The sequence below is a fragment of the Mycolicibacterium sp. CBM1 genome, assembly GCF_054073305.1.
Genome location: NZ_JBSXPP010000005.1, coordinates 107,514 through 130,467, shown reverse-complemented (window position 1 = coordinate 130,467; position 22,954 = coordinate 107,514). Strand labels below are relative to the sequence as shown.

The window sequence follows — 22,954 nt, the reverse complement described above, 5'->3', positions numbered from 1 at the left end:
GCGGGTGGTCGGTGAGGACGGGACACCCCGGCGCGGCAGGCCGCGCAGCCCGCGGGTGCGGGCCGCGGTCGTGCGCGCCGCCGTCGACCTGGCCCTGGCGGGCGGACCCGCGGCGGCCAGTGTCGACGCGATCGCCAAACGCGCCGGAGTCAGCCGCACCACGATCTACAAGTGGTGGCCCTCCGCCGCGGCCATCGTGCTGGAGGGCCTGCTGGAGTCGGTGCACGACTCGATCGTGCGGCCACCGGGCAGCAGTTCGCCCGAGGCGCTGCGCCACCACGTCCGCGAACTCAACCGCATCCTCGCCGAACCTCCGACAGGCCCGTTGCTGCGCAACGTCATCGCCGCGTCGGCCTCGGACGGCGACATCACCCGCGCTGTGCTCGACCAGTGGATAACACCACGCCGGGAGGCAGTTGCCGAGATCCTGCGAAACGCCGCCGCTGCCGGGGAGATCCCCGCCGACACCGATATCGAGGTGACCGTCGACGCTCTGGTGTCCCCGCCGTACTACCGGCTGACCCTGGGCATGCCGCCGCTCGACGACGCCGCGGTCAGCAGCCTCACCGAGACGGTGTGGCGAGGCCTTCGGCCCTGATCATGACGGCGCCCCCGCCCTTGAATCAGATCGGCCGCGCGCTTGCGGTGGCTTTGTCGAGCTCCCAATATGCCCGCAGCGCAACGATCTTTCCGGAATCATTGACGCGGTAGGTAAACACGCCCTCGGCAATCACCCGATAGCCGCTGGACTCGATCACGATGTGGCCGACGTTGGCTTCCTCGTTGCCGCACTGGTAGGTCTTCTCGAAGTGGAACTGCAGCGAGCTCGGTGCGATCGCCATGTCGTAGAACTTCGCGATCGCTTCCTTGCCGCGGTGGCCGTTGCCGTCGGGGTCGAAATGCGACGGACCGATCGGGTCCTCGACGATGGCGTCGTCGGCGAACACCGCCAGCCACGCGTCCTTGTCATGGGCCATCGCGGCCTCGCGGGATCGGCGCCCCGCCTCGTGGGCAGGCGTGCTCATCGCCCTTCTACCTCGCTCGCTGCGGTCCTCGCTCGGTCCTCGCGGCGATCCCCACTGACTCCCACCGTCAGTCCTGCCAACCGGAGTGGATGTAGGTGTCGGCGAAGCGCTTCATCGAGTCGATCTTCTCGACCACCGGTGCGTCGAAGGCGAGACCGTCGAACACCCAGGGAATCCCGATGTAGTCGGTGACGCCCGCGGCCACCAGGTCGCGGTGGCCGTCGACGCCGAATTTGTCGATGCACACCGCCTGGTATTCGAACGGGTCGTCGCCGCGGCCGGCCTCGGCCAGCAGCGTCTTGAGCTTCGAGATCGTCTCGGCCAGTTGGTCGCAGGTCATCATCGCGCTGGTCCAGCCGTCACCGATGCGGACGGCGCGCTTGAGCGCCACATCGGTGTGGCCGCCGACGTAGAACGGCACCGGCATGGTCGGTGCCGGGCTCATCTGCAGCCGGTCGAAGTCGTAGAACTCGCCGTGGTGTTCGACCATGCCGCCGGCGAGCACCAGCTTGATGACGTCGATCATCTCGTCGACACGCTTGCCGCGCTTGGCGTAGGGAACTCCACACCACTCGAATTCCTCTGGTGCCCAGCCGATCCCGACACCGAAGCCGAATCGGTTGTTGGTCAGGTTGGCTACCGAACCGACCTGACGGGCCAGCAGCAGCGGATTGCGTGAGCCGAGTTTCATCACGTTGGTGTAGAAGCGCAGCTTCTGCGTCACCGCACCCAACGTCGCCGCGAGGATCAGTGGATCGACCCAGGGCGAAGACTCGTCGAACATCCGCTTGCCGTCGGCGGTGTAGGGATAGTCGACCGATTGCTTCTCGAAATAGAAGATCGAGTCCGGCAGAGCGATGTTGTCGAAGCCGAGTTCCTCCGCGGCGCGGGCGATCTCGATCAGTTGGTCCAGCGGGCTGAACGCGATACTGACCGTGTATTGCATACGAGTCATGGCTTGGCGGCGGGCTTGTCGCTGCTGACAACCCACATCGAGAAGTACTGTGCGCCGCCGCCGTAGGCATGGCCCAACGCCTTGCGCGCACCGTCGACCTGGTGGTCGCCGGCCTTGCCCATCACCTGGATCGCCGACTCGGCGAACCGGATCATGCCCGACGCGCCAATGGGATTCGAGCTGAGCACACCACCGGAGGGATTGAACGGAATTCGCCCGCCGATGGCTGTTTCGCCGGCCTCGGTGAGTTTCCAGCCGTCGCCCTCGGCCGCGAAGCCGAGGCTTTCCAGCCACATCGGCTCATACCAGGAGAACGGGACATATACCTCGGCCACGTCGATCTCGTCGATCGGGCTGGTGATGCCGGCGGCCTTCCACAGTGCTGCCGCCGCGTCGCGGCTGGCCTGCGGATTGACTTGGTCACGGCCGGCGTAGGCGAGCGGTTCGGTGCGCAGCGCCGTTGCGTGGATCCACGCGACGGGATGCCCCTTCGCCACCCAGGCGTCGGCGGCTTCCTCGTTGCCGATCACCATGGCGGCCGCACCGTCGGAGGAGGGGCAGGTCTCGTCGTAGCGGATCGGATCCCACAGCATCGGCGACTGCATCACCTTCTCGACGGTGATGTCGGGCTGGTGCAGGTGAGCCAAGGGGTTCTTGGCGCCGTTGAGCCGGTCCTTGACCGCCACGATGGCGCCGATATTCGTAGGCGCGCCGGAGCGTCGGATGTAGGCGCGCACGTGCGGCGCGAAGTACCCACCCGCACCCGCCCCGACCGGCTTGGTGAACGGCACCGGAATGCTCAACGCCCACATGGCATTGGACTCCGACTGCTTCTCCCATGCCATCGTCAGGACGCGCTTGTACTTGCCGGACTGCACCAGGCTGGCGGCGACGATCGCGGTCGAGCCGCCCACCGAACCCGCGGTATGGACCCGGATCAGTGGCTTGCCCGTGGCTCCGACAGCGTCGGCCATGAACAGCTCGGGCATCATCACGCCCTCGAAGAAGTCGGGGGCCTTACCCACGACGACGGCGTCGATGTCGGCGAATGTCGATCCCGAGTCCTCCAGCGCCCGGTCGATCGCCTCGCGCACCAGGCCGTTCATCGAGACGTCTTTGCGCTTGGCGACGTACTTCGTCTGCCCCGTTCCGAGGACCGCGGCGAGTTTTTTGGCCATGACTACTTCCCCTCCAGCACGGCGACCAGATTCTGTTGCAGCGCAGGGCCGCTGGTGGCATGAGCCAGCACGCGAGCCGCCGAACCATCGAAGATGTGCTGGGCGGCGAATCCGATCCGCTCCAGGCCGGCGGAGAACATCGGATTGGCGGCCAGTGCGCCGCCGGACGGGTTGACCTTCGTCGACGCCGGCAGGCCGATCGCCTCGGTGAGGATCAGCTGCTGGTGGCTGAAGGGTGCGTAGATCTCGGCGATTTCGATCGAGGCGGTGTCGCCGCCGGTGGCCGCCTGGGCCGACGCCGCCGTCGACGGCGACGTGGTCAGGTCGCGGGCACCGAGCACCGGTGTCTCGATGCGGTGCTCGAATCCGGTGATCCAGGCGGGGTTTTCCCGCAGCTCGCGGGCCCGGTCCCCGGCGGCCAGCACGATTGCCGAGGCGCCGTCGGTGATCGGCGCAATGTCGTGTCGCCGAAGCGGTTCGGCGACGTACGGTCGCGAGAGCAGCTCGTCGATACTCTTTGCCGGTTTCTCGGAATCGGTGCGCCCGGCCGCCGCGAACGAATCCAGTGCGACCTGAGCCATCTGCTCTTCGGTCCACTTGCCGGAGTCCAGGCCGAAGCGGGCCTGCAGGCCCGCGATGGACACCGAGTCCGGCCACAGCGGCGCGACGGTGTACGGGTCGGTCTGCAGTGCCAGCACCCGGCGCAGGGTGCCCGCCGAGGACTTGCCGAAACCGTAGACCAGTGCGGTCTCGACCTCACCGGTGAGGATCTTGATATAGGCCTCGTAGAGTGCCCACGCCGCGTCCATTTCCACGTGCGACTCGTTGATCGGCGGCACCGCGCCGATCGAGTCGATCGCTGAGATGAACGAGAATGCGCGTCCGGCAAGGTAATCCGACGAGCCGGAGCACCAGAAGCCGATATCGGTCTGCTTGAGGCCGAGCTCGGTGTAGAGCTGCTGGAAACACGGCATCAGCATCTCGACACCGTTGGTGGTGCCGCTGGTGCGCCGTACATGCGGGGCATGGGCGAAGCCGACAACCGCTACATCGCGAAATGACATGTGGCCAATCCCTTTAGAGGTGGTGCTTGTAGGTGTCGTAGTCGGCGTCGGGTTCGCCGGTGGGCTTGAAGTACTCGATGTTGTCGATGCCCAGGCCCCATTCCTCGCGCGGCTTCCACACCGCCTGCACCCGCATGCCCATCCGCACGTCGGCCACGTCGATCTCCTGAATAAGGTGCAGGAACGGGATGTCAGCACCGTCGAGCAGGACGTAGGCGGCCACGTAGGGCGGTTTGATCCGTTGACCGGCGAACGGGATGTTGATGATGGCAAACGTCGTCACGGTGCCCTTGTCGGACAGCTCGACGAAGTTGTCCAGCTCGTGACCCGTGGCCGGATCCGCCTCCTTCGGCGGGAAGTACACCTTGCCGGCTTCGCCGGTGCGGGCGCCGAGCAGCTTGCCGTCCTCGAGTCCACGCAGGAACGCGCTCTCCGGAAGTGATGCAGTGTGCTCGATTTCGATGCTGCTGGGGCACACCAGCATGGTCACCGGCTCCAGGTCGTCGGCCGCGTCGGGCACGGATTCCGCAGCGTCGCCGGGTGCGAAGTAGGCGATGTCGGTGATGGCGCCGACCGGTTCGTCCACCCAGTGGGCGTGCACCCGGTCACCGGTCTTGATCGCATCGGCGGACTCGGCCGCCACGGCGTGCAAGAGGGCGGTATCGGCGCCGTCGAGCTTGATCAACGCCCAGGCGAACGGAGTGTCCAAGGGCTGACCTTCCAGCGGCTCGGGCTGCCAAGTCCACGACTGCACCGTCCCCACGCTGGCGACGGGCACCACCTCGGTCAACGGAGCGTAGGTCACCGGGTCATACTCAGCGGGCGGCACCAGCACCCGGCCGTCCGAACCCCGGACTCCGACGATGCGCCGTCCGCGCAGAGCGGTGAAGAACTGGCCGAGGAGCGGTCCGACTGAACGGGTGTAGTCAAATGACAGTTTCAGCGGTGCCGAAAGGGGCTTCTGATGCGTGTCGATCTGCACCGGGCTGCTTTGGCTGGTGGTCACAGCATCGAGTAGAACAGGTTCTAAGAATCGTGGCAAGAACCGTGTCTCGGAGAGAAAGGCGGTAGCGATGAAGCTGGGACTGCAACTTGGATACTGGGGTGCTCAGCCCCCTACGAACCATGCCGAACTGGTGGCCGTCGCCGAGGAGGCCGGCTACGACACGGTGTTCACCGCCGAGGCGTGGGGCTCGGATGCCTTCACCCCGCTGGCGTGGTGGGGCCGGGAGACCACCCAGATGCGCCTGGGGACCTCGGTGGTGCAGCTGTCGGCGCGCACTCCGACGGCGTGCGCGATGGCCTCGCTGACGCTGGATCACCTCTGCGGTGGCCGCCACATCCTGGGGCTGGGTGTCTCCGGCCCGCAGGTCGTCGAGGGCTGGTACGGGCAGCGCTTCCCCAAGCCGCTGGCGCGCACCCGCGAGTACATCGACATCGTGCGGCAGGTGTGGGCCCGAGAGGCCCCGGTGACCAGCGCCGGCCCGCACTATCCGCTGCCGCTGACCGGGGAGGGCACCACCGGCCTGGGCAAGCCGCTCAAGCCGATCGTGCATCCCAGACGCGCCGACATCCCGATCATGCTCGGTGCCGAAGGGCCCAAAAACGTCGCACTGGCTGCCGAAATCTGTGACGGCTGGCTACCGATCTTCTACTCGCCGCGCCTGGCACCGATGTACAACGAGTGGCTCGACGAGGGCTTCGCCCGCCCCGGCGCGCGCCGCTCGCGCGAGGACTTCGAAATCTGCGCGACCGCCCAGGTGGTGGTCACCGACGACCGGGCCTCGGTACTCGAGCTGATCAAGCCGCACCTGGCCCTCTACATGGGTGGAATGGGTGCCGAGGACACCAACTTCCACGCCGATGTCTACCGGCGGATGGGCTACTCCGACGTGGTCGACGAGGTCACCCGGCTGTTTCGCAGCGATCGCAAAGACGAAGCGGCCAAGGCCGTTCCCGACGAACTCGTCGACGACTCGGCGATCGTCGGCGACATCGACTACGTCCGCAAACAGATCGTCGCCTGGGAAGAAGCCGGCGTGACGATGATGGTCATCGGCGCCCGCAGCCCCGAACAGATCCGGGAAGCCGCCGCACTGCTGTAGACACTTCTTGCGAAGTGTCTAGCCCGGCTCTACATTGACGTGATGACGTTCGGGCGCTCAGCTCAGGATGTGGGCGTCGCCGAACGTCATCTCGACATGGGCGACCGACCCGGACACCATCGCGCGCTTGGGCAGCCCCAGCGAGGCGAGTTCCTTGGCGTATGGATGATCGCCAAGGCGCAGCGTCACACCGCCCGGCCGGAAGCGCAGCCCGGAATTCTTCATCTCCCACGGCACCTCGCGGGTGGTGCCCTCGGCGAAGGTGTAGGTCTTCAACACCTGTGTGCGCGGCCGCGGCATGGGCACCGGCAGGCCGCGGTCGAACTCCATGCCGGCGATCAGCGATCCACCCTCGCTGACCTCGAACGTGAACGGGTTGGCGTCGCGGATTTTGAAGTCCGCCATGATCTTGGGGAAGCCCCAGATCGTGCGGCCGGCCTCCAGGGTGAAGGACTGGTCGACGGGCAGGTGGTGGATGAAGGCCGCGGCGTTGCCGAGGGCCTTGAAGCCGCTGGCGTTCGACCCGGGCGGGTTGACCATCACGCACGTACCGAACTCGTTGTACTTGCCGAGATCGCCGTCGATGTAGCGGGCCAGCATCAGCGTCACGACCGCGCGGCCCGGCCGGAACTGGCAGACGTGCAAGCCGCTGTAGTCGATGAGGCGCTGCGCAGCGTCGGCCGGGACCGAGAACATCGCCGTGTGGACGGCGGCCTTGCGAATACGCACCGGCATGGTCAGGACCGTGCCGGCAATGGTGTGCTGCTGCGAATCAGGCATGCGGCCACTGTAATCCGCTTTGACACGGTGCGTGCACAGAAGTAGTGGAGGGAAGCAGATGACGGGAACTCTGGCCCCGGCCAAGCCGAATGTCGATCTCACGGACGGCAATTTCTACGCCGACGGCGCCGCGCGCGAGGCGTACCGCTGGATGCGGTCCAACGAGCCGGTCTTCCGTGACCGCAACGGGCTCGCTGCCGCGGCGACCTATCAGGCGGTCATCGAGGCCGAGCGGGACCCCGAGACCTTCTCCAACACCGGTGGCATCCGGCCCGACAACCCGGGCATGCCCTACATGATCGACATGGACGATCCCGGACATCTGTTGCGCCGCAAGCTGGTCAACGCGGGTTTCACCCGTAAGCGGGTGATGGACAAGGTCGCCGGCATCGACACCTTGTGTGACACGCTGATCGATGCGGTGTGTGAGCGCGGCGAATGCGACTTCGTGCGCGACATCGCCGCGCCGCTGCCGATGGCGGTGATCGGTGACATGCTCGGTGTACTGCCCGACGAACGCTCGACGTTGCTCAAGTGGTCCGATGATCTGGTGTGCGGCTTGAACTCTGCCGCCGACGCCGAGACGCTGCAGGCGGTGATGGACGCGTTCGCCGGGTACTCGGCCTACGCTACCGAGACCATCGCCAAGCGCCGGGCCGAGCCGACCGACGACCTGTTCTCCATCCTGGTCAACTCCGAGGTCGAGGGCCAGCGGATGGCTGATGACGAGATCATCTTCGAAACACTGCTCATCCTCATCGGCGGTGACGAGACCACCCGCCACACCCTCTCCGGTGGCACCGAACAGCTTCTGCGCCACAAGGATCAGTGGCAGCAATTGGTCTCCGACGAAAATCGGGTGGCGGGCGCCGTCGAGGAGATGCTGCGCTGGACGTCACCGGTGAAGAACATGGCCCGTACCCTGTTGCGTGACATCGACTTTCATGGCGCGCAGCTTCGCGCGGGGGAGAAGATGCTGCTGATGTTCGAGTCGGCGAACTTCGACGAGGCGGTGTTCGGCGACCCGGAGAACTTCCGCATCGACCGCAATCCCAACAGTCACCTGGCATTCGGGTTCGGAACACACTTCTGCCTCGGTAACCAGCTGGCGCGCCTGGAGTTGTCCACGATGGTGCGCAAGCTGCTGACCCGGCTGCCGGACCTGCGCCTGGCCGACGAGACCGCTCTGCCGCTGCGCCCGGCCAACTTCGTCAGCGGCCTGGAAGCGATGCCGGTGGTGTTCACCCCGTCCAAGCCGGTCATGGCCTAGCACAAGGCGTTCGTCGTCTTGGACCATCTGCGCAACCACGTCGTGCGCTCCATCTGATTGCATCCGCGAGTGCGGGTTTGGATTGTGCCGGTTGCGGGAACCACGACCGCACCTCGGGGGAAGCGGTGTGGCTACCCGAGCCGGGGTCCATCACGAGCTTGTGGAGCGACATGAGTGGTATGGGAATCGAACGGGCCCGGATCGTGAGGCGTGCGTCCGCCGGTGCCGCGATCGTTCGGCTGTTCTGCGCGGCGATACTGACCGGGGCCGGACTCCTGGCCGGGTCGATAGGCATCCCCGTCGCGGCGGCCGACGAGGGATGCCCCGACGTCGAGGTGATCTTCGCCCGCGGCACCTTCGAGCCGCCCGGCGTCGGCAACATCGGGCAGGCGTTCACCGACGAACTGCGCGCCCAACCCCAGCTCGGCGGCAAGTCGGTCGACGTCTATCCGGTGGACTACCCAGCCTCGCTGAACTTCTCGACCGCGGTCGACGGCGTCATCGACGCCAGCAACCGGGTCCGCGACATGGCGGTGCGCTGCCCGAACACCCAGGTGGTGCTCGGCGGGTACTCGCAGGGTGCCGCGGTGGTCGGCTACGTCACGTCCGACAAGATCCCGGACGGCTACACCCTGCCGCCGGGCCTGTCCGGCCCGATGGCGCCTGAAATCGCCAAACACGTCGCCGCTGTCGCGCTGTTCGGCAAGCCGTCGAACGGATTCCTGAACTTCGTCGACCGCACCGCGCCGCCGATCGACGTGGGTGGCCTCTACGCACCCAAGACGATCGACCAGTGCGTGCCCGACGACCCGGTCTGCTCGCCGGTGGGCGGCGACAACGGCGCCCACGGCGCCTACGCCCTCAACGGGATGACCGCGCAGGCAGCCGGTTTCGTCGCGCAGAAGGTCGCCGCCGCCGAGGCGGGAAAGTCCGCCGCCGCCGAGGCGGGAAAGTCCGCCGCCGCCGAGGCGGGAAAGTCCGCCGCCGCCGAGGCGGGCAAGCCGCTGACGCAGACCGCCGGCCACAGCTGAACCAGCGGCGCGGCTCAGCGCATCTTGAACTGCGGGGCGCGCTTCTCCTTGAACGCCAGGGGGCCTTCTTTGGCGTCCTCGCTGAGGAAGACTTCGATGCCGATCCTGGTGTCGATCTTGAACGCGTCGTTCTCGTGCAGGCCCTCGGTCTCGCGGATCGAGCGCAAGATCGCCTGCACGGCCAGCGGGCCGTTGTTCGAGATCACCTCGGCGATCTCCAGCGCCTTGTCCAACGCGGTGCCGTCGGGCACCACGTGGCCGATCAGCCCGTACTCCAGTGCCTCCGCCGCGGTGATGTGGCGGCCGGTCAGCAGCAGGTCGCAGGCGATCGTATAGGGGATCTGGCGCACCAGGCGCACCGCCGAGCCGCCCATCGGGTACAGGCTCCACTTGGCCTCGGAGATTCCGAACTTCGCGCTCTCACCGGCCACCCGGATGTCGGTGCCCTGCAGGATCTCGGTGCCGCCGGCGATGGCGGGCCCCTCGACCGCGGCGATCAGCGGCTTGGTGAGACGGCGGCCCTTGAGCAGGCCGTCGATCCGTGAGGGGTCGTAGCTGCCGTCCTTGAACGAGTCGCCCGGCGGCCTGGCCGTCGCGGCCTTGAGGTCCATCCCGGCACAGAAGTAGCCGCCGGCGCCGGTGAGGATGCAAACCCGGATGTCTGGATCGTTGTCGACCCGGTCCCAGGCCTCGACCATGATCGAGAGCATCTCAGTGGAAAGGGCATTGCGCGCCTCGGGCCGGTTGAGCGTCACGATCAAGGTATGTCCGCGCTGCTCGATGAGGGCGTCAGGGCCCTTCGCAGTGCTTTCCGGCTCGCTCACGGGCAGTCCGCCTTTCTTCGCCGAGACCACAGACTTGTGTGGAAATGTAACACGTTCTAATTTGGGTCCGTGGCCCTGAACATAGCTGATCTAGCCGAGCACGCCATCGACGCTGTGCCTGACCGTGTTGCCCTGATCTGTGGTGACGAGCAGATCACCTACGCCGAGCTGGAGGAGAAGGCCAACCGCCTGGCCCACTACCTCATCGACCAGGGCGTGAAGAAGGACGACAAGGTCGGCCTGTACTGCCGCAACCGCATCGAGATCGTCATCGCGATGCTGGGCATCGTCAAGGCCGGGGCGGTGATGGTGAACATCAACTTCCGCTACGTCGAGGCCGAACTGCGGTATATGTTCGACAACTCCGACATGGTCGCGCTGGTGCACGAACGCCAGTACGCCGACCGGGTGGCCAACGTGCTGCCCGAGACGCCCAAGGTCAAGACCGTTCTGGTCGTCGAGGACGGGACGGACAAGGACTACCGGCGCTACGGCGGTGTGGAGTTCTACGAGGCGATCGCCCAGGGCTCCCCGGTGCGCGATTTCGGCGAGCGCAGCGCCAACGACATCTACCTGCTTTACACCGGCGGCACCACCGGCTTCCCCAAGGGCGTGATGTGGCGCCACGAGGACATCTTCCGGGTACTGCTGGGCGGAATCGACTTCGCCACCGGCGAATACAAGGCCGAGTTCGACCTTGCCGAGCAAGCCGCCGCCGGCCCGCCGATGATCCGCTTCCCGATCCCGCCGATGATCCACGGCGCAACGCAGTCGGCCACCTGGGGTGCGCTGTTCACCGGCTCGACCACGGTCCTGGCACCGGAATTCGACGCGAAGGACGTCTGGCGCACCATCGCCGAACACAAGGTGAACCTGTTGTTCTTCACCGGTGACGCCATGGGCCGGCCGCTGCTGGACGCACTGACAACCGACGCTTCCGACCACGACCTGTCCTCGCTGTTCCTGCTCGCCAGCACCGCGGCGCTGTTCTCGCCGAGTCTCAAGGAGGCCTTCCTCGAGCTGCTGCCCAACCGGATCATCACCGACTCCATCGGGTCCTCCGAGACCGGATTCGGCGGCACCAGCGTCGTCGCCAAGGGCGAATCCCACGCCAGCGGACCGCGGGTCACCATCGACAAGAACGTCGTCGTGCTCGACGAGGCGGGCAACCCGGTGCAGCCCGGCTCCGGGGTGCGCGGCATCATCGCCAAAAGCGGCCACATCCCGGTCGGCTACTACAAGGACGAGAAGAAGACCGCCGAGACCTTCCGCACCATCAACGGCGTCCGCTACGCGATTCCCGGCGACTACGCCACCGTCGAATCCGACGGCACCGTCACGATGCTGGGCCGCGGCTCGGTGTCGATCAACACCGGGGGGGAGAAGGTCTACCCCGAAGAGGTGGAGGCCGCGCTCAAGGGCCATCCTGACGTCTTCGACGCCCTGGTGGTCGGCGTCCCCGATCCGCGATTCGGCAACCACGTCGCCGCCGTGGTTGCCCCGCGCGAGGGTGCCCGCCCGACGCTGAGCGATCTGGATGCGTTCGTGCGCAAGGAGATCGCCGGCTACAAGGTGCCCCGCAGCCTGTGGCTGGTCGACGAGGTCAAGCGGTCACCGGCGGGTAAACCCGACTACAAGTGGGCCAAGGAGCAGACCGAACAGCGTCCCGCCGACGAGGTTCACGCCAAGCATGCGGGCGCGGTGGGTTGATGCACACCGAACTGTGTGACCGGTTCGGCATCGACTACCCGATCTTCGTCTTCACCCCGTCGGAGAAGGTCGCGGCGGCGGTGAGCCGGGCCGGCGGCATGGGTGTGTTGGGCTGTGTGCGGTTCAACCACCCCGACGACCTCGAGGGCGTCCTGAACTGGATGGACTCCAACACCGGCGGACGGCCGTACGGCGTGGACGTGGTGATGCCGGCGAAGGTGCCCACCGAGGGCACCGCCGTCGACATCGACAAGCTGGTCCCGCAGGCCCACCGCGACTTCGTCGCCAAGACGCTGGCCGACCTCGGTGTCCCGCCGCTGCCCGACGACGCCGCCCGCAGCGAAGGCACCCTGGGCTGGCTGCATTCGATCGCCCGCTCGCACGTCGAGGTGGCGCTCAAACACCCGATCAAGTTGATCGCCAATGCGTTGGGCTCGCCGCCGAAGGATGTCATCGACCAGGCCCACGCGGCGGGGGTTCCGGTGGCCGCGCTGGCGGGGTCGGCCAAACACGCACGGCGCCATGCCGACAACGGTGTCGACATCGTCATCGCCCAGGGTCACGAGGCCGGTGGGCACACCGGTGAGATCGGATCGGTGGTGCTGTGGCCGGAGATCGTCGACGAGCTGGCCGAGTCATCCCCGCAGACCGCGGTGCTGGCCGCCGGCGGCATCGGCACCGGCAGGCAGGTCGCCGCGGCGCTGGCGCTGGGCGCCTCCGGGGTGTGGATGGGCTCGGCGTTCCTCGCCGCCGCCGAATACGACCTCGGCGTGCGTGGTGGCGCGGGGCCGTCGGTGATCCAACAGGCGCTGCTGGCCGCGTCCTCGAGCGACACCGTGCGCAGGCGCATCTACTCCGGCAAACCCGCACGGCTGCTCAAGAGCCGCTGGACCGACGCGTGGGACGCCGAGAATGCGCCTGAGCCACTGCCGATGCCGCTGCAGAACATCCTGGTCAGCGAGGCACACCAGCGGATGAGCGCCTCGGCCGACCCGACGACCGTCGCCATGCCGGTCGGCCAGATCGTCGGGCGGATGAACGAGATCCGGCCGGCCGCCGACATCGTGGCCGAACTGGTCGCCGGGTTCGAGGCCGCGACGCGCAGACTGGACACGATCCGCGACAGCTGAGCGCGCCGCGCGTCTACAGTCGAACGCGATGACGATCGACGTTGGCCGCAACGGCGCACAGGCACTGATCACGACGCTGGTGGAGCGCGATGTGCGCGTCTGCTTCGCCAACCCCGGCACCTCGGAGATGCACTTCGTCGCCGCGCTGGACACCGTTCCGCAGATGCGCGGGGTGCTGACGCTGTTCGAGGGTGTCGCGACCGGCGCGGCCGACGGCTACGCCCGGGTCTGCGGTGACCCGGCCGCGGTGCTGCTGCATCTGGGCCCTGGGCTAGGCAACGGACTGGCCAACCTCCACAACGCCCGCCGTGCCGTGGTGCCGATGGTGGTGGTGGTGGGCGATCACGCGACCTACCACAAGCAGTACGACGCCCCGCTGGAATCCGACATCGACTCGGTGGCGGGCACCGTATCGGGCTGGCTGCGGCGCACGCAGTCGGTCACCGATGTGGCGGCAGACGCCGCCGAGGCCATCGCCACGGCGCGTGGCCGCAGGCACATCTCCACCCTCATCCTGCCGGCTGACATCTCCTGGGGTGACGGCGCGACGCTGCTGGAAGAACCTGCCGTGCAACCGGTTTCGGTGCCGGCTGACGGCTCCGGTGTCGAGGCGGTGCTGCGGTCGGGGGAACCGACGGTGATCATGGTGGGCGGTGACGCCACCACGGCGGCAGGGCTGTGCGCCGCCGTCCGGCTGGCGCAGGCCACCGGCGCCCGGGTGCTCTGCGAGACCTTCCCGGCCAGGCTGGAGCGGGGCGCCGGGTTGCCGGCGGTCGAACGCCTGGCGTACTTCGCCGAGGCCGCTACCGACCAGCTCGCCGGAGCCCGGCATCTGGTGCTCGCCGGGGCACCGCACCCGGTGTCGTTCTTCGCCTACCCGGGCAAGCCCAGCGACCTGGTGCCCGACGGCTGTACCGTGCACTCGCTGTCCGGGCCGGTCGGCGCGGCGGCCGCACTCGACGAGTTGGCCGCCCGGATCGCCCCGGAAGAGGTCGCCGCCACCGCGTCGCTGTCGCGCCCCGCGCTGCCGGAGGGCCCGCTGAACGTCGCGACCTCGGCCGATGTCATCGGTGCGCTGCTGCCCGAAGGCGCGATCGTGGTCGACGAGTCCAATACCTCGGGATTCCTTCTCCCACAGGCAACGTCGGGTGCACCCGCACATGATTGGCTGACGCTGACCGGTGGGGCGATCGGGTACGCCCTGCCGGTGTCCATCGGGGCGGCGATCGCCGCGCCGGACCGCCCGGTGGTGTGCCTGGAGTCCGACGGCTCGGCGATGTACACCATCTCGGCGCTGTGGACGCAAGCCCGTGAGCAGCTCGACATCACCACCGTGGTCTACGCCAACCGTGCCTACGACATCCTGCGGATCGAGCTACAGCGGGTCGGGGCCCAAAGCGGCACCGAGGGCGGCCGGCCCGGGCCCAAGGCCGAGTCACTGCTCGACCTGACCGGCCCCACTTTGGATTTCGTGCGCATCGCCAAGGGGATGGGCGTGCCGGCCCGCCGGGTTGGGACCGCCGAAGAACTGGCCGACGCGCTGCAGTGGGCGTTCGCCGAGCCGGGGCCGCATCTGATCGAGGCGGTCATGCCCTCGATCACCGGTTAGGTCGACGTCTCAGCGCGGTATCTCAAACACCGGGTCCGTGCAGTCGAGCGCCTCGGCCGACAGCCGGCGCTTGATGATCTTGAACGTCTCGGTGCGCGGCAGCACGGTGGCGACCCGCACGAACGCCGGCCACTGCTTCGGCCCCAGGTCATCCTGCGCGGCCAGGAACTCCCGGAAACGGGACGGGTCGAACGCGGTGCCGTCGGGCAGCACCAGTGCCGCCATCACCCGGTCGCCGACCTGCGGATCGGGAATGGGGTACACCACCGCCTCGGTGACGTCGGGATAGCGCATCAGCACCCGTTCGATGGGCGCGGTGCCCAGGTTCTCCCCGTCGACGCGCATCCAGTCGCCGAGGCGGCCGGCGAAATACGCGAAGCCGGCATCGTCCCGGTAGGCCAGATCACCGCTGTGGTAGACGCCGCCGGCCATCCGCTCGGCCTCGGCGTCCTCGTCGTTGTAGTAGCCGCGGAAGTTGCCGGGGCCGGCCAGGTTCACCAGCTCGCCGGCCACGCCCGGCGGGCAGGGCTGCCCGGTTTCGACGTCGACGATCGCCAGCCCCTCCGGTAGCGGGCCGAGCGCACCGTCCGGGGTGTCGGGGGTGCGGGCGATGTTCACGCCGCCCTCAGTGGAGCCGAACCCGTCGACCACCGTCACCGCGAACCGCCGGGCGAACCGCGCGATGTCGCGCGGGGCGGCCTCGTTGCCGTAGACGATGCGCAGCGGATTGTCGGCGTCGTCGGCCCGCGGTGCGGTCGCCAGGATGTAGGACATCGGCTTGCCGACGTAATTGGCGTAGGTGGCATTGAAGCGGCGCACGTCGGGGATGAACTGGGACGCGGAGAACTTGCGGCGCAACGCGATCGAGGCACCGGCGGCCACCGCGGGCGCCCATCCCGCCATCACCGCATTGGAATGGAACAGCGGCATCGACAGGTAGCAAGTGTCGGTGGGGCCCAGGCCGAACCGCTGCGCGAGCATCACCCCCGGGACGGCCACCTTCTCGTGCGTGCACCGGACCGCCTTGGGGTCGCCACTGGTGCCGGAGGTGAAGATCAGCATGAACAGGTCGTCGGGTGCGCTCGTCGTGAACGTGACCGGGGCACCGCGGAACCGGGCCAGCTCGTCGGCCCAGGCAGCCGAGGTGACGTCGACGACGGCCATGCCCTCGGGGGCGAATCCGGTCCCGTAGGCCTGCTCACCCCCGGGGTCGCCGTCGGCGAGCACCAGTTGGCAGTCGGCCCGCTCGATGTCGCGGCGCAGCGCCTCGCCGCGGCGGGTCGGGTTCAAGCCGACCGGTACCAACCCCCTCAGGGCGGCCGCGACGAGCAGCGACGAGAAGAACGGGGTGTTGCCCAGCAACACCCCCACATGTGGTGGCTTCGCCGGGTCGAGCCGCTCGGTGAGCGCTGCCGCCAACTCAGCGGCGGCCTGAATGTGTTGGTGCCAGGTCGAATACGAGCCGTCGTCGGAGTGGACACCGCGATCGTCGACGTCGGCGAGCCGTGCCACCAGATCGGTAACGGTCTCCCCGCCGCCCACGGCCCCGGTCAAGCCGGCGTGTCGGCCAGCTCGCGGCCGATCTGCCGCAGTTGCGCGGTGGCGCCGCCCAGTGCGAATTCGACCTGTTTGGCGGTGAGGAAATAGCGGTGGATCGGATGGTCCATGTCGATGCCGACCCCGCCGTGAACATGCACAGTGGTGTGGGCTACCCGGTGCCCGGCCTCGGCCGCCCAGAACGCGGCGGTGGCCACCTCGGTGTCGGCCGGCAGGTCTTCGGACAGCCGCCACGACGCCTGCACGAGCGCCAGACCCAGACCCTTGACCTCGATGTAGTCGTCGGCCAACCGCGCCGAGACAGCCTGGAAGCTGCCGATCGGCCGATCGAACTGCTCTCGGGTGCGGGCGTATTCGGCGGTCAGCTCGAGCGCGCGTTCGAGCACGCCGAGCTGGAAAGCGGCATGGCCCAGCGTCTGGTGGATCGTCAACCAGGCCAACGCATCGGCATGACCGACGATGCGGTCGGCCGACACCTCGACGCCGGACAGGTCCAGTTCGGCGGCGCTGTTCTTGCCGGTGGTCAGCAGCGCGGTCACCGATACGCCGGGATCATTCGCCGTCACCAGGAAAACCCTTGTACCGGAATCTGTTTCGGCCGGCACCAGGAACGCGTCGGCGACCGGACCGAACTCGACCTGTGTGCGGGTTCCGGTCAGCCGGAACCCGTTACCGGATCCGGTGGCCTGCACGGGGCCCTGGCCGAACTCGCCGTCGGATGCGACCGTCAGGATCTTCTCGCCGGATATCGCCGGAACCGCCCACTGCTGCTGCAGTTCGGCCGAACCAAAGCGAGCCACCGCGCCGGCGGCGAGCACCACCGACTGCAGATACGGCACCGCTGCGAGCTGGCGGCCGAGCGCGGTCAGGATGGCGGTCTGCTCCAGCACACCGAACCCCGCACCGCCCACGGCTTCCGGTGCCGCCGTGGACAGGATGTCGGCGTCGATGAGCTTGCGCCACAGTTCGGTGTCGAAACGCTGCTCCAAGCCGTCGAGCTCACGTTGGTGCCGAGGTGTGCAGACGGCATCCACGATCGTGCCGACGAGCCCCGAGAGATCCTGTGCAGCTTCTGTTCTGGTGAAGTCCATGTCCGGTCCTAAATCTTGGGGTGGTGTTGTCGGCGCGTTTCAGCGGTTGACTCGGGGCAGGCCCAGCGCCACCATCCCGATGATGTCGCGCTGGATCTCGTTGGTGCCACCGCCGAAGGTGAGGATCAGCGCGGCGCGATGCATCCGCTCGACGCGACCGCGCAGCAGCGCGCCGGGGGAGTCCTGGCGCAGGGTGGCCGAGGGGCCGAGGATCTCCATCAGCAGCCGGTAGGCCTCGGTGGCCAGCTCGGTGCCGAAGACCTTGGCCGCCGAGGCGTCGGCGGGGCTGAGGGTGCCGCTCTTGGCCGATGCCAGTTCCCAGTTGATCAGCTTGAGGTATTCGGCCTTGGCGAGTACGCGGGCGAGGTTGAGCTGCACCCACTCCGAATCGATCAGCCGGTTGCCGTGGGCGTCCTTGGTGTTCTGCGCCCACTCCCGAACCTGGTTGAGCGCCAGGAAGATCGGCTGGGCAGAGACCAGCGCGACCCGCTCGTGGTTGAGCTGGTTGGTGACCAACTTCCAGCCGCCGTTCTCCTCACCGACCAGGCTGGACGCCGGTACGCGCACATCCTGGTAGTAGGTGGCGCTGGTGCCGACACCGGCCATCGTGTGCACCGGCGTCCAGGAGAAGCCGTCCGAGCTGGTCGGCACGATCAGCACCGAGATGCCGCGGTGTTTCTTTGCCTCGGAGTTGGTGCGGACCGCTAGCCAGACGTAGTCGGCGTACTGGATCAGACTGGTCCACATCTTCTGGCCGTTGACCACGTAGTCGTCACCGTCGCGGACAGCGGTCGTGCGCAGTGCAGCCAAGTCGGTTCCGGCGCCGGGCTCGGAGTAGCCGATCGCGAAGTGCAGGTCCCCGGCGGCGATCTTGGGCAGATAGAACTTCTTCTGCTCGTCGGTGCCGAACGCCATGATCGTCGGCGCGACACTGTTGATGGTCAAAAACGGCACCGGTGCGCCGGCGATCGCCGCCTCGTCGGTGAAGATCAGCGAGTCCATCGGGTCCCGGGCCTGACCGCCGTATTCGGTCGGCCAGTTCAGCGTGAGCCAACCGTCCTTGCCCATCTGCGCGACGGTCTCGCGGTAGACGTTTCCGGTGCCGATCTCGCCCCCGGAGGTCGACATCAACGCTTCCTGGCGCTCAGGGGTCATCAGCTTGCCGAAGTACGTTCGCAGCTCGCGGCGGAGCTCCTCTTGTTCAGGGGTGTAACTGATCCGCATGAGCCTGGCCCTTCACTGAAATCTCGTACCGCCGGCCACCCGCCGGCACTCCTGGTTGTAACACGTTCTAGTGTTGGGGTCCAGCGCCCGATCGGCCCGGCAATCGATACGTCAGGCCTTATGGTGGTGCTGCGAACGCCGCGGGATGCGGATCTGTCGGGCAAGGAGGTTGTCATGCGAGTCGAAGTCGACCGTGATCGTTGCGAAGGTAACGCTGTCTGCGTGGGAATCGCGCCGGACCTGTTCGAATTGGACGATGAGGACTACGCCATCGTGACCAAGGATCCGATCCCCGCCGACGAGGAGGGGCTGGCCGAGCAAGCCATCGCCGAATGCCCTCGCGCCGCCCTGACCCGCCGCGACTAGAGGTATTCATAAGTTGACTGCACACGATGGGTCTGCGGACCCGACCGATCTGTCCGGCCGCGTCGCGGTCGTCACCGGCGCCGCCGCCGGCCTGGGGCGTGCCGAGGCCATCGGGCTGGCCCGGTCGGGCGCCACGGTCGTCGTCAACGACATGGCCAAGGCGCTCGACGCTTCCGACGTGCTGGACGAGATCAGCGCCGCCGGATCCAAGGGTGTGGCCGTGATCGGTGACATCAGCCAGCGCTCGACGGCCGACGAACTGGTGGAGACCGCCGATTCGCTCGGCGGGCTGAGCATCGTCGTGAACAACGCCGGCATTACCCGCGACCGGATGTTGTTCAACATGTCCGACGAAGACTGGGATGCCGTCATCGCGGTGCACCTGCGTGGCCACTTCCTGCTGACCCGCAACGCGGCGACGTACTGGCGCAACAAGGCGAAGTCGGCCGGGACTGATGGGGCCGGTTCGGTCTACGGCCGCATCATCAACACCTCCTCGGAGGCCGGGTTGTCCGGCCCGGTCGGGCAGGCGAACTACGGCGCCGCCAAGGCCGGGATCACCGCGTTAACGTTGACCGCATCGCGGGCGATGGGCCGCTACGGGGTGACGGCCAACGCGATCGCGCCGCGGGCGCGCACGGCGATGACCGCCGACGTGTTCGGTGAGGCCCCACCGGAAGGTGAGATCGATCCGCTCTCACCCGACCACGTGGTCACCCTGGTGCGGTATCTCGCCTCGCCGGCCTCGCAGCAGGTCAGCGGACAGATCTTCGTCGTCTACGGTCCCACGGTGACGCTGGTGGCCGCTCCGACGGCCGAGCACCGGTTCCACGCCGACGGCCCCGCATGGGACCCGGCGGCGTTGAGCGCATCCATGAGCGAGTACTTCGCCGATCGCGATCCCGAACGCACCTTCGGCGTGATGGGCCTGATGGGCGACTGAGCCGCCCGGACCGACGCCGCTAGGGTGCGTCCTGGTCGTCGTCGGTCCACTCCGACGGCGACTCCGCGGACGCGTCCCCGGTGCCGGCCAGTGCGTCGAGGAATGACCGCGCCCACCGGTCGACGTCGTGTGCCAGTACCTGGCGGCGCAGGGCGCGCATCCGCCGGCGGCCCTCCTCAGGAGTCTGGTTGAGCGCGGCCTCGACGGTATCCTTGACACCCTCCAGGTCGTGTGGGTTGGTCAGATAGGCCTGCCGGAGTTCGGCTGCGGCTCCGGTGAATTCGCTGAGCACCAGCGCGCCGCCCAGATCGCTTCGGCAGGCGACGTACTCCTTGGCCACCAGATTCATCCCGTCGCGCAGCGGGGTCACCAGCATGACGTCGGCCGCCACGAAGAACGCGATCAGTTCGCCGCGGGATACCGGCCGGTGCAGGTAGTGCACCACCGGGTGGCCCACCTCGCCGTACTCGCCGTTGATGTGGCCGACCTGCTGCTCGATCTCGTTACGCAGGATGCGGTAGCTCTCCACCCGTTCCCGGCTCGGTGTCGCAAGCTGGACCATGACGGTGTCGTCGCGTTTGGCGCGCCCCTCGGCGAGCAGCTCGGAGAACGCCCGGAGCCGGACGTCGATGCCCTTGGTGTAGTCCAGCCGGTCGACGCCCAGCAGAATCTTGCGCGGGCCGCCGAGTTCGGCGCGAATCTCCTTGGCGCGCCGGCGAATGTCGCGGTTTCGGGCCTTGCGGTCGAGGTCGGCGGAGTCGATCGAGATGGGAAACGCGCCCACCTTGACCGTGCGGAAACCCAGCTGCACTTCGCCGAACCTTGAGCGAACGCCCACCGAGGCGCGAGACGTGTTGGCCCCCACCAACCTTCGGGACAGGAACAGGAAATTCTGCGCGCCGCCGGGCAGGTGGAAGCCCACCAGGTCCGCGCCCAGCAGACCCTCGATGATCTCGGTGCGCCACGGCATCTGCATGAACAGCTCGACCGGCGGGAACGGGATGTGCAGGAAGAACCCGATGGTCAGGTCCGGGCGCAACATGCGCAACATCTTGGGTACCAGCTGCAGCTGGTAGTCCTGCACCCACACGGTGGCGCCTTCGGCGGCGGCGCGGGAGGTGGCTTCGGCGAAGCGGCGATTGACGTCGACGTAGCGGTCCCACCACTCGCGGTGGTAGAGCGGTTTGACGATGACGTCGTGGTACAGCGGCCACAGGGTGGCGTTGGAGAAGCCCTCGTAGTATTCGGCCATATCCTCGGCACTGAGCTTCACCGGGAAGAGCTGAAGATCCTGCTCGACGATCGGATCCTCCGGACCGTCGACGATCCCTGGCCAGCCGATCCATGCGCCGCGTCTGCGGCGCAACAACGGCTCCAGCGCGGTGACCAGACCACCCGGACTGCGCTTCCAGGTCACGCTGCCGTCGGGCAGGCGCTCCATGTCGATCGGCAGCCGATTGGCCACCACCACGAAGTCAGAGTTTCCGGAGCGGGTGGGATGCCTGTCTCCGGACACGGGCTAGGCCTCGAGCTTTGACGGCCCAATACCCAGCATCGAGAGGAAGACGCGGCATTCGTCGGCGTCGGTGGCATAGGCCGCGACCACCCGGCGGGCCTGCCGGGCTGTGCTGTCGGCCAGCGGCTCCACGTCGTCGATGTCCGCGGGATCTGATTTAGCAGGCATGTGTCAACCTTAGCGAAGCGGTGAACGGCGGCTACGGGCTCGAGGAAATCGTCGACTTCGGCGTGACCGCCACCTCGTCCTGACTCGTCTCGTAGCAGGCCGCGGACTCCCAGTAACCGGTGCACGGTGTGCCGTTGATGTTGGGCACCAAGTCGGCGGCGATCCCGGTCTCGCTGGTCGTGGTGACGTCCTGGGTGGTTCGCGGTTGCAGATCGTCGATCGCCTGATCTCCACCGGTGGTGTCGATCGGGGTCATCGTCGGCACGCAGTTGCCCGTCGACGCCTCCAGCGACTCACCGGGCTGGCAGCCACCGGAGCCGCCCGGCTGCGCGGCAGCCGGGGCGGGCACCGGGACGGGCTCGGGCGCCGGGATGGCGCCCTCACCCTCGGCGTGTGCCGTCGGAGCCGCGGCGACCGCGAGCGCGAACACGCTCGCGGTCACCACCTTGGCCAACCAACTGGACTGGAACGGCATCGTTGCCCTCCTATTCGCGTTGCCGACTACGGGCTCGACGAGATGCTCGAATGCGGCTCGACTGCAGGCACCTGGTTCTCCTGCAGGCCGATGCACTGGCCGGTGTTGGCGCCCGTGCACGGAATACCCTGGACCTCGGGCAGGCTGTTGGAGTCGCCCGGGGTCGAGTAGGTGACGTTGCCACCGCCGGAGGTGGTGGGGTAGTTACCGCCGGGAACGTTCGGTGCCATCTCCGGAATGCAGTCCCCGGTGTAGATGTCCTCAAGCTCGCCGGCGGGGCAAGCCATCGCCGGACCGGCCGGTGCGGCGGACGGTCCCGCGAGGACCGCCAGCGCCGGCGCGGCTGCGATCGCGATGCTGAATCCTCCGGCGAGAAGGATTCGTCGGCCGACTGAGGAGGAAATCGTCATACTTCACACTTCCTTGAGAAGTCGACGGAGTTCCGAAGTCGGCCCTCCGCTCTACGGACTGGACGAGATGGTCGAGTGGGGTTCTGCGACCGGAGCCTGCTGCTCTTCCTGCAATCCTATGCACTGACCAGTGTTTGCGCCTGTGCAAGGTATCCCCTGGACCTCCGGCAGGCTGTTCGCATCGCCGGGTGTCGAGTAGCTGATGTCACCGGGAGGCGTGGCTTCCGGCTGAACCTCGCACGCGCCGTTCTCCGGATTGGCGAGCTGGCCGGCCGGGCATTCGGCCACGGCCGAGCCGATCGAGGGGACGGCAAAGGCGGCCATCAGCGGCGCTGCCGCGACTGCGAGCGCAAAGCTGCCAGCCAGGGCCACGCGTTGGGCCGAATTCTTCAAGGTAGCCATAATCGTGCTTTCTACTCGTTTGCTGAGCGGCTGTGTCAGAGCAGTGTATTGCTGCCTTCCCCATCCCGCAGATGTTCGGGGGTTTTATCGACCGGCCCCGCCTGACTGTTACACCCTGGTC

24 protein-coding genes are annotated in these 22,954 nt (G+C 67.6%); 9 read left to right on the top strand and 15 right to left on the bottom strand.

What is annotated here, in order from left to right; all coding sequences use genetic code 11:
- Nucleotides 1-4: 4 nt before the first annotated feature.
- Complete coding sequence (locus tag ACXDF8_RS08690) at nt 5-598, top strand: TetR-like C-terminal domain-containing protein (protein ID WP_457222845.1); 594 nt, start codon at nt 5-7, stop codon at nt 596-598.
- Between the two features lie 25 nt (nt 599-623).
- Here ACXDF8_RS08690 and ACXDF8_RS08685 read toward each other — a convergent pair whose 3' ends face one another.
- The 5 genes from ACXDF8_RS08685 to ACXDF8_RS08665 form a co-directional block, all read right to left on the bottom strand.
- Nucleotides 624-1,025: a nuclear transport factor 2 family protein gene (locus ACXDF8_RS08685; protein WP_457222844.1), complete on the bottom strand. Its 402-nt coding sequence runs from the start codon at nt 1,023-1,025 to the stop codon at nt 624-626.
- 67 nt (nt 1,026-1,092) lie between these two features.
- A complete protein-coding gene (locus ACXDF8_RS08680) occupies nt 1,093-1,971 on the bottom strand; it encodes a TIGR03619 family F420-dependent LLM class oxidoreductase (protein WP_457222843.1) in 879 nt (292 codons plus the stop codon).
- A gap of 5 nt (nt 1,972-1,976) precedes the next feature.
- Nucleotides 1,977-3,158 (bottom strand): thiolase family protein, encoded by a 1,182-nt coding sequence (locus ACXDF8_RS08675; RefSeq protein ID WP_457222842.1) that lies wholly within the window; start codon nt 3,156-3,158, stop codon nt 1,977-1,979.
- A gap of 2 nt (nt 3,159-3,160) precedes the next feature.
- Nucleotides 3,161-4,222 carry a thiolase family protein gene (locus tag ACXDF8_RS08670; protein WP_457222841.1) on the bottom strand — a complete coding sequence of 354 codons (1,062 nt, stop codon included), beginning with the start codon at nt 4,220-4,222 and terminating at the stop codon, nt 3,161-3,163.
- Nucleotides 4,223-4,235: 13 nt separating this feature from the next.
- Entirely contained in the window at nt 4,236-5,228 is a 993-nt protein-coding gene (locus ACXDF8_RS08665; RefSeq protein WP_457222840.1) for a Zn-ribbon domain-containing OB-fold protein, read from the bottom strand.
- Between the two features lie 67 nt (nt 5,229-5,295).
- Between ACXDF8_RS08665 and ACXDF8_RS08660 the strand changes: the two genes are divergently transcribed.
- On the top strand, nt 5,296-6,327 hold the full coding sequence (locus tag ACXDF8_RS08660; protein ID WP_457222839.1) for an LLM class F420-dependent oxidoreductase: 1,032 nt from the start codon (nt 5,296-5,298) through the stop codon (nt 6,325-6,327).
- Between the two features lie 57 nt (nt 6,328-6,384).
- Here the strand turns inward: ACXDF8_RS08660 and ACXDF8_RS08655 are convergent, their stop codons facing one another.
- The gene (locus ACXDF8_RS08655) at nt 6,385-7,107 is read right to left on the bottom strand and encodes an acetoacetate decarboxylase family protein (protein ID WP_457222838.1); all 723 of its coding nucleotides are present in this window, start codon (nt 7,105-7,107) and stop codon (nt 6,385-6,387) included.
- A gap of 58 nt (nt 7,108-7,165) precedes the next feature.
- On the opposite strand from ACXDF8_RS08655, the gene ACXDF8_RS08650 reads away from it, so the two are divergent.
- Together ACXDF8_RS08650 and ACXDF8_RS08645 are read left to right on the top strand one after the other, a co-directional pair.
- Complete coding sequence (locus tag ACXDF8_RS08650; protein ID WP_457222837.1) at nt 7,166-8,377, top strand: cytochrome P450; 1,212 nt, start codon at nt 7,166-7,168, stop codon at nt 8,375-8,377.
- 179 nt (nt 8,378-8,556) lie between these two features.
- On the top strand, nt 8,557-9,408 hold the full coding sequence (locus ACXDF8_RS08645; protein ID WP_457223050.1) for a cutinase family protein: 852 nt from the start codon (nt 8,557-8,559) through the stop codon (nt 9,406-9,408).
- 14 nt (nt 9,409-9,422) lie between these two features.
- Here the strand turns inward: ACXDF8_RS08645 and ACXDF8_RS08640 are convergent, their stop codons facing one another.
- Nucleotides 9,423-10,232, bottom strand: a complete 810-nt coding sequence (locus ACXDF8_RS08640; RefSeq protein WP_457222836.1) for a crotonase/enoyl-CoA hydratase family protein — start codon at nt 10,230-10,232, stop codon at nt 9,423-9,425.
- Nucleotides 10,233-10,301: 69 nt separating this feature from the next.
- On the opposite strand from ACXDF8_RS08640, the gene ACXDF8_RS08635 reads away from it, so the two are divergent.
- The 3 genes from ACXDF8_RS08635 to ACXDF8_RS08625 are packed head-to-tail and all read left to right on the top strand — an operon-like array spanning nt 10,302 to nt 14,681.
- Nucleotides 10,302-11,942 (top strand): medium/long-chain-fatty-acid--CoA/3-oxocholest-4-en-26-oate--CoA ligase, encoded by a 1,641-nt coding sequence (locus tag ACXDF8_RS08635; protein ID WP_457222835.1) that lies wholly within the window; start codon nt 10,302-10,304, stop codon nt 11,940-11,942.
- A complete protein-coding gene (locus tag ACXDF8_RS08630; RefSeq protein WP_457222834.1) occupies nt 11,942-13,072 on the top strand; it encodes an NAD(P)H-dependent flavin oxidoreductase in 1,131 nt (376 codons plus the stop codon). The genes ACXDF8_RS08635 and ACXDF8_RS08630 overlap by 1 nt, the downstream gene beginning before the upstream one ends.
- A gap of 28 nt (nt 13,073-13,100) precedes the next feature.
- A complete protein-coding gene (locus ACXDF8_RS08625; RefSeq protein WP_457222833.1) occupies nt 13,101-14,681 on the top strand; it encodes an acetolactate synthase large subunit in 1,581 nt (526 codons plus the stop codon).
- Between the two features lie 9 nt (nt 14,682-14,690).
- On the opposite strand, the gene fadD17 is transcribed toward ACXDF8_RS08625, so the two are convergent.
- From fadD17 to ACXDF8_RS08610, 3 genes are read right to left on the bottom strand one after another with little or no spacing between them, the layout of a single operon-like run.
- Nucleotides 14,691-16,223 carry a long-chain-fatty-acid--CoA ligase FadD17 gene (gene fadD17 / locus ACXDF8_RS08620; RefSeq protein WP_457223049.1) on the bottom strand — a complete coding sequence of 511 codons (1,533 nt, stop codon included), beginning with the start codon at nt 16,221-16,223 and terminating at the stop codon, nt 14,691-14,693.
- An 8-nt stretch (nt 16,224-16,231) separates the two neighbouring features.
- Nucleotides 16,232-17,329, bottom strand: a complete 1,098-nt coding sequence (locus ACXDF8_RS08615; protein ID WP_457222832.1) for an acyl-CoA dehydrogenase family protein — start codon at nt 17,327-17,329, stop codon at nt 16,232-16,234.
- Between the two features lie 39 nt (nt 17,330-17,368).
- Complete coding sequence (locus ACXDF8_RS08610; protein ID WP_457222831.1) at nt 17,369-18,553, bottom strand: acyl-CoA dehydrogenase; 1,185 nt, start codon at nt 18,551-18,553, stop codon at nt 17,369-17,371.
- A gap of 174 nt (nt 18,554-18,727) precedes the next feature.
- Here ACXDF8_RS08610 and ACXDF8_RS08605 point away from each other — a divergent pair, with 174 nt between their 5' ends.
- Nucleotides 18,728-18,919, top strand: coding sequence for a ferredoxin (locus tag ACXDF8_RS08605; protein ID WP_457222830.1), 192 nt, complete (start codon nt 18,728-18,730; stop codon nt 18,917-18,919).
- Nucleotides 18,920-18,932: 13 nt separating this feature from the next.
- Nucleotides 18,933-19,862: a 3-oxoacyl-ACP reductase gene (locus ACXDF8_RS08600; RefSeq protein WP_457222829.1), complete on the top strand. Its 930-nt coding sequence runs from the start codon at nt 18,933-18,935 to the stop codon at nt 19,860-19,862.
- A gap of 19 nt (nt 19,863-19,881) precedes the next feature.
- On the opposite strand, the gene ACXDF8_RS08595 is transcribed toward ACXDF8_RS08600, so the two are convergent.
- Genes ACXDF8_RS08595 through ACXDF8_RS08575 form a run of 5 tightly spaced genes read right to left on the bottom strand, consistent with a single transcriptional unit; the run spans nt 19,882 to nt 22,833 of the window.
- Nucleotides 19,882-21,378 (bottom strand): alpha,alpha-trehalose-phosphate synthase (UDP-forming), encoded by a 1,497-nt coding sequence (locus tag ACXDF8_RS08595; protein WP_457222828.1) that lies wholly within the window; start codon nt 21,376-21,378, stop codon nt 19,882-19,884.
- A 3-nt stretch (nt 21,379-21,381) separates the two neighbouring features.
- On the bottom strand, nt 21,382-21,546 hold the full coding sequence (locus ACXDF8_RS08590) for a hypothetical protein (protein ID WP_156432713.1): 165 nt from the start codon (nt 21,544-21,546) through the stop codon (nt 21,382-21,384).
- A gap of 31 nt (nt 21,547-21,577) precedes the next feature.
- Complete coding sequence (locus tag ACXDF8_RS08585; protein ID WP_457222827.1) at nt 21,578-22,021, bottom strand: hypothetical protein; 444 nt, start codon at nt 22,019-22,021, stop codon at nt 21,578-21,580.
- A gap of 26 nt (nt 22,022-22,047) precedes the next feature.
- Complete coding sequence (locus ACXDF8_RS08580) at nt 22,048-22,431, bottom strand: intersectin-EH binding protein Ibp1 (RefSeq protein ID WP_457222826.1); 384 nt, start codon at nt 22,429-22,431, stop codon at nt 22,048-22,050.
- 51 nt (nt 22,432-22,482) lie between these two features.
- On the bottom strand, nt 22,483-22,833 hold the full coding sequence (locus ACXDF8_RS08575; protein ID WP_457222825.1) for an intersectin-EH binding protein Ibp1: 351 nt from the start codon (nt 22,831-22,833) through the stop codon (nt 22,483-22,485).
- Nucleotides 22,834-22,954: the final 121 nt, after the last annotated feature.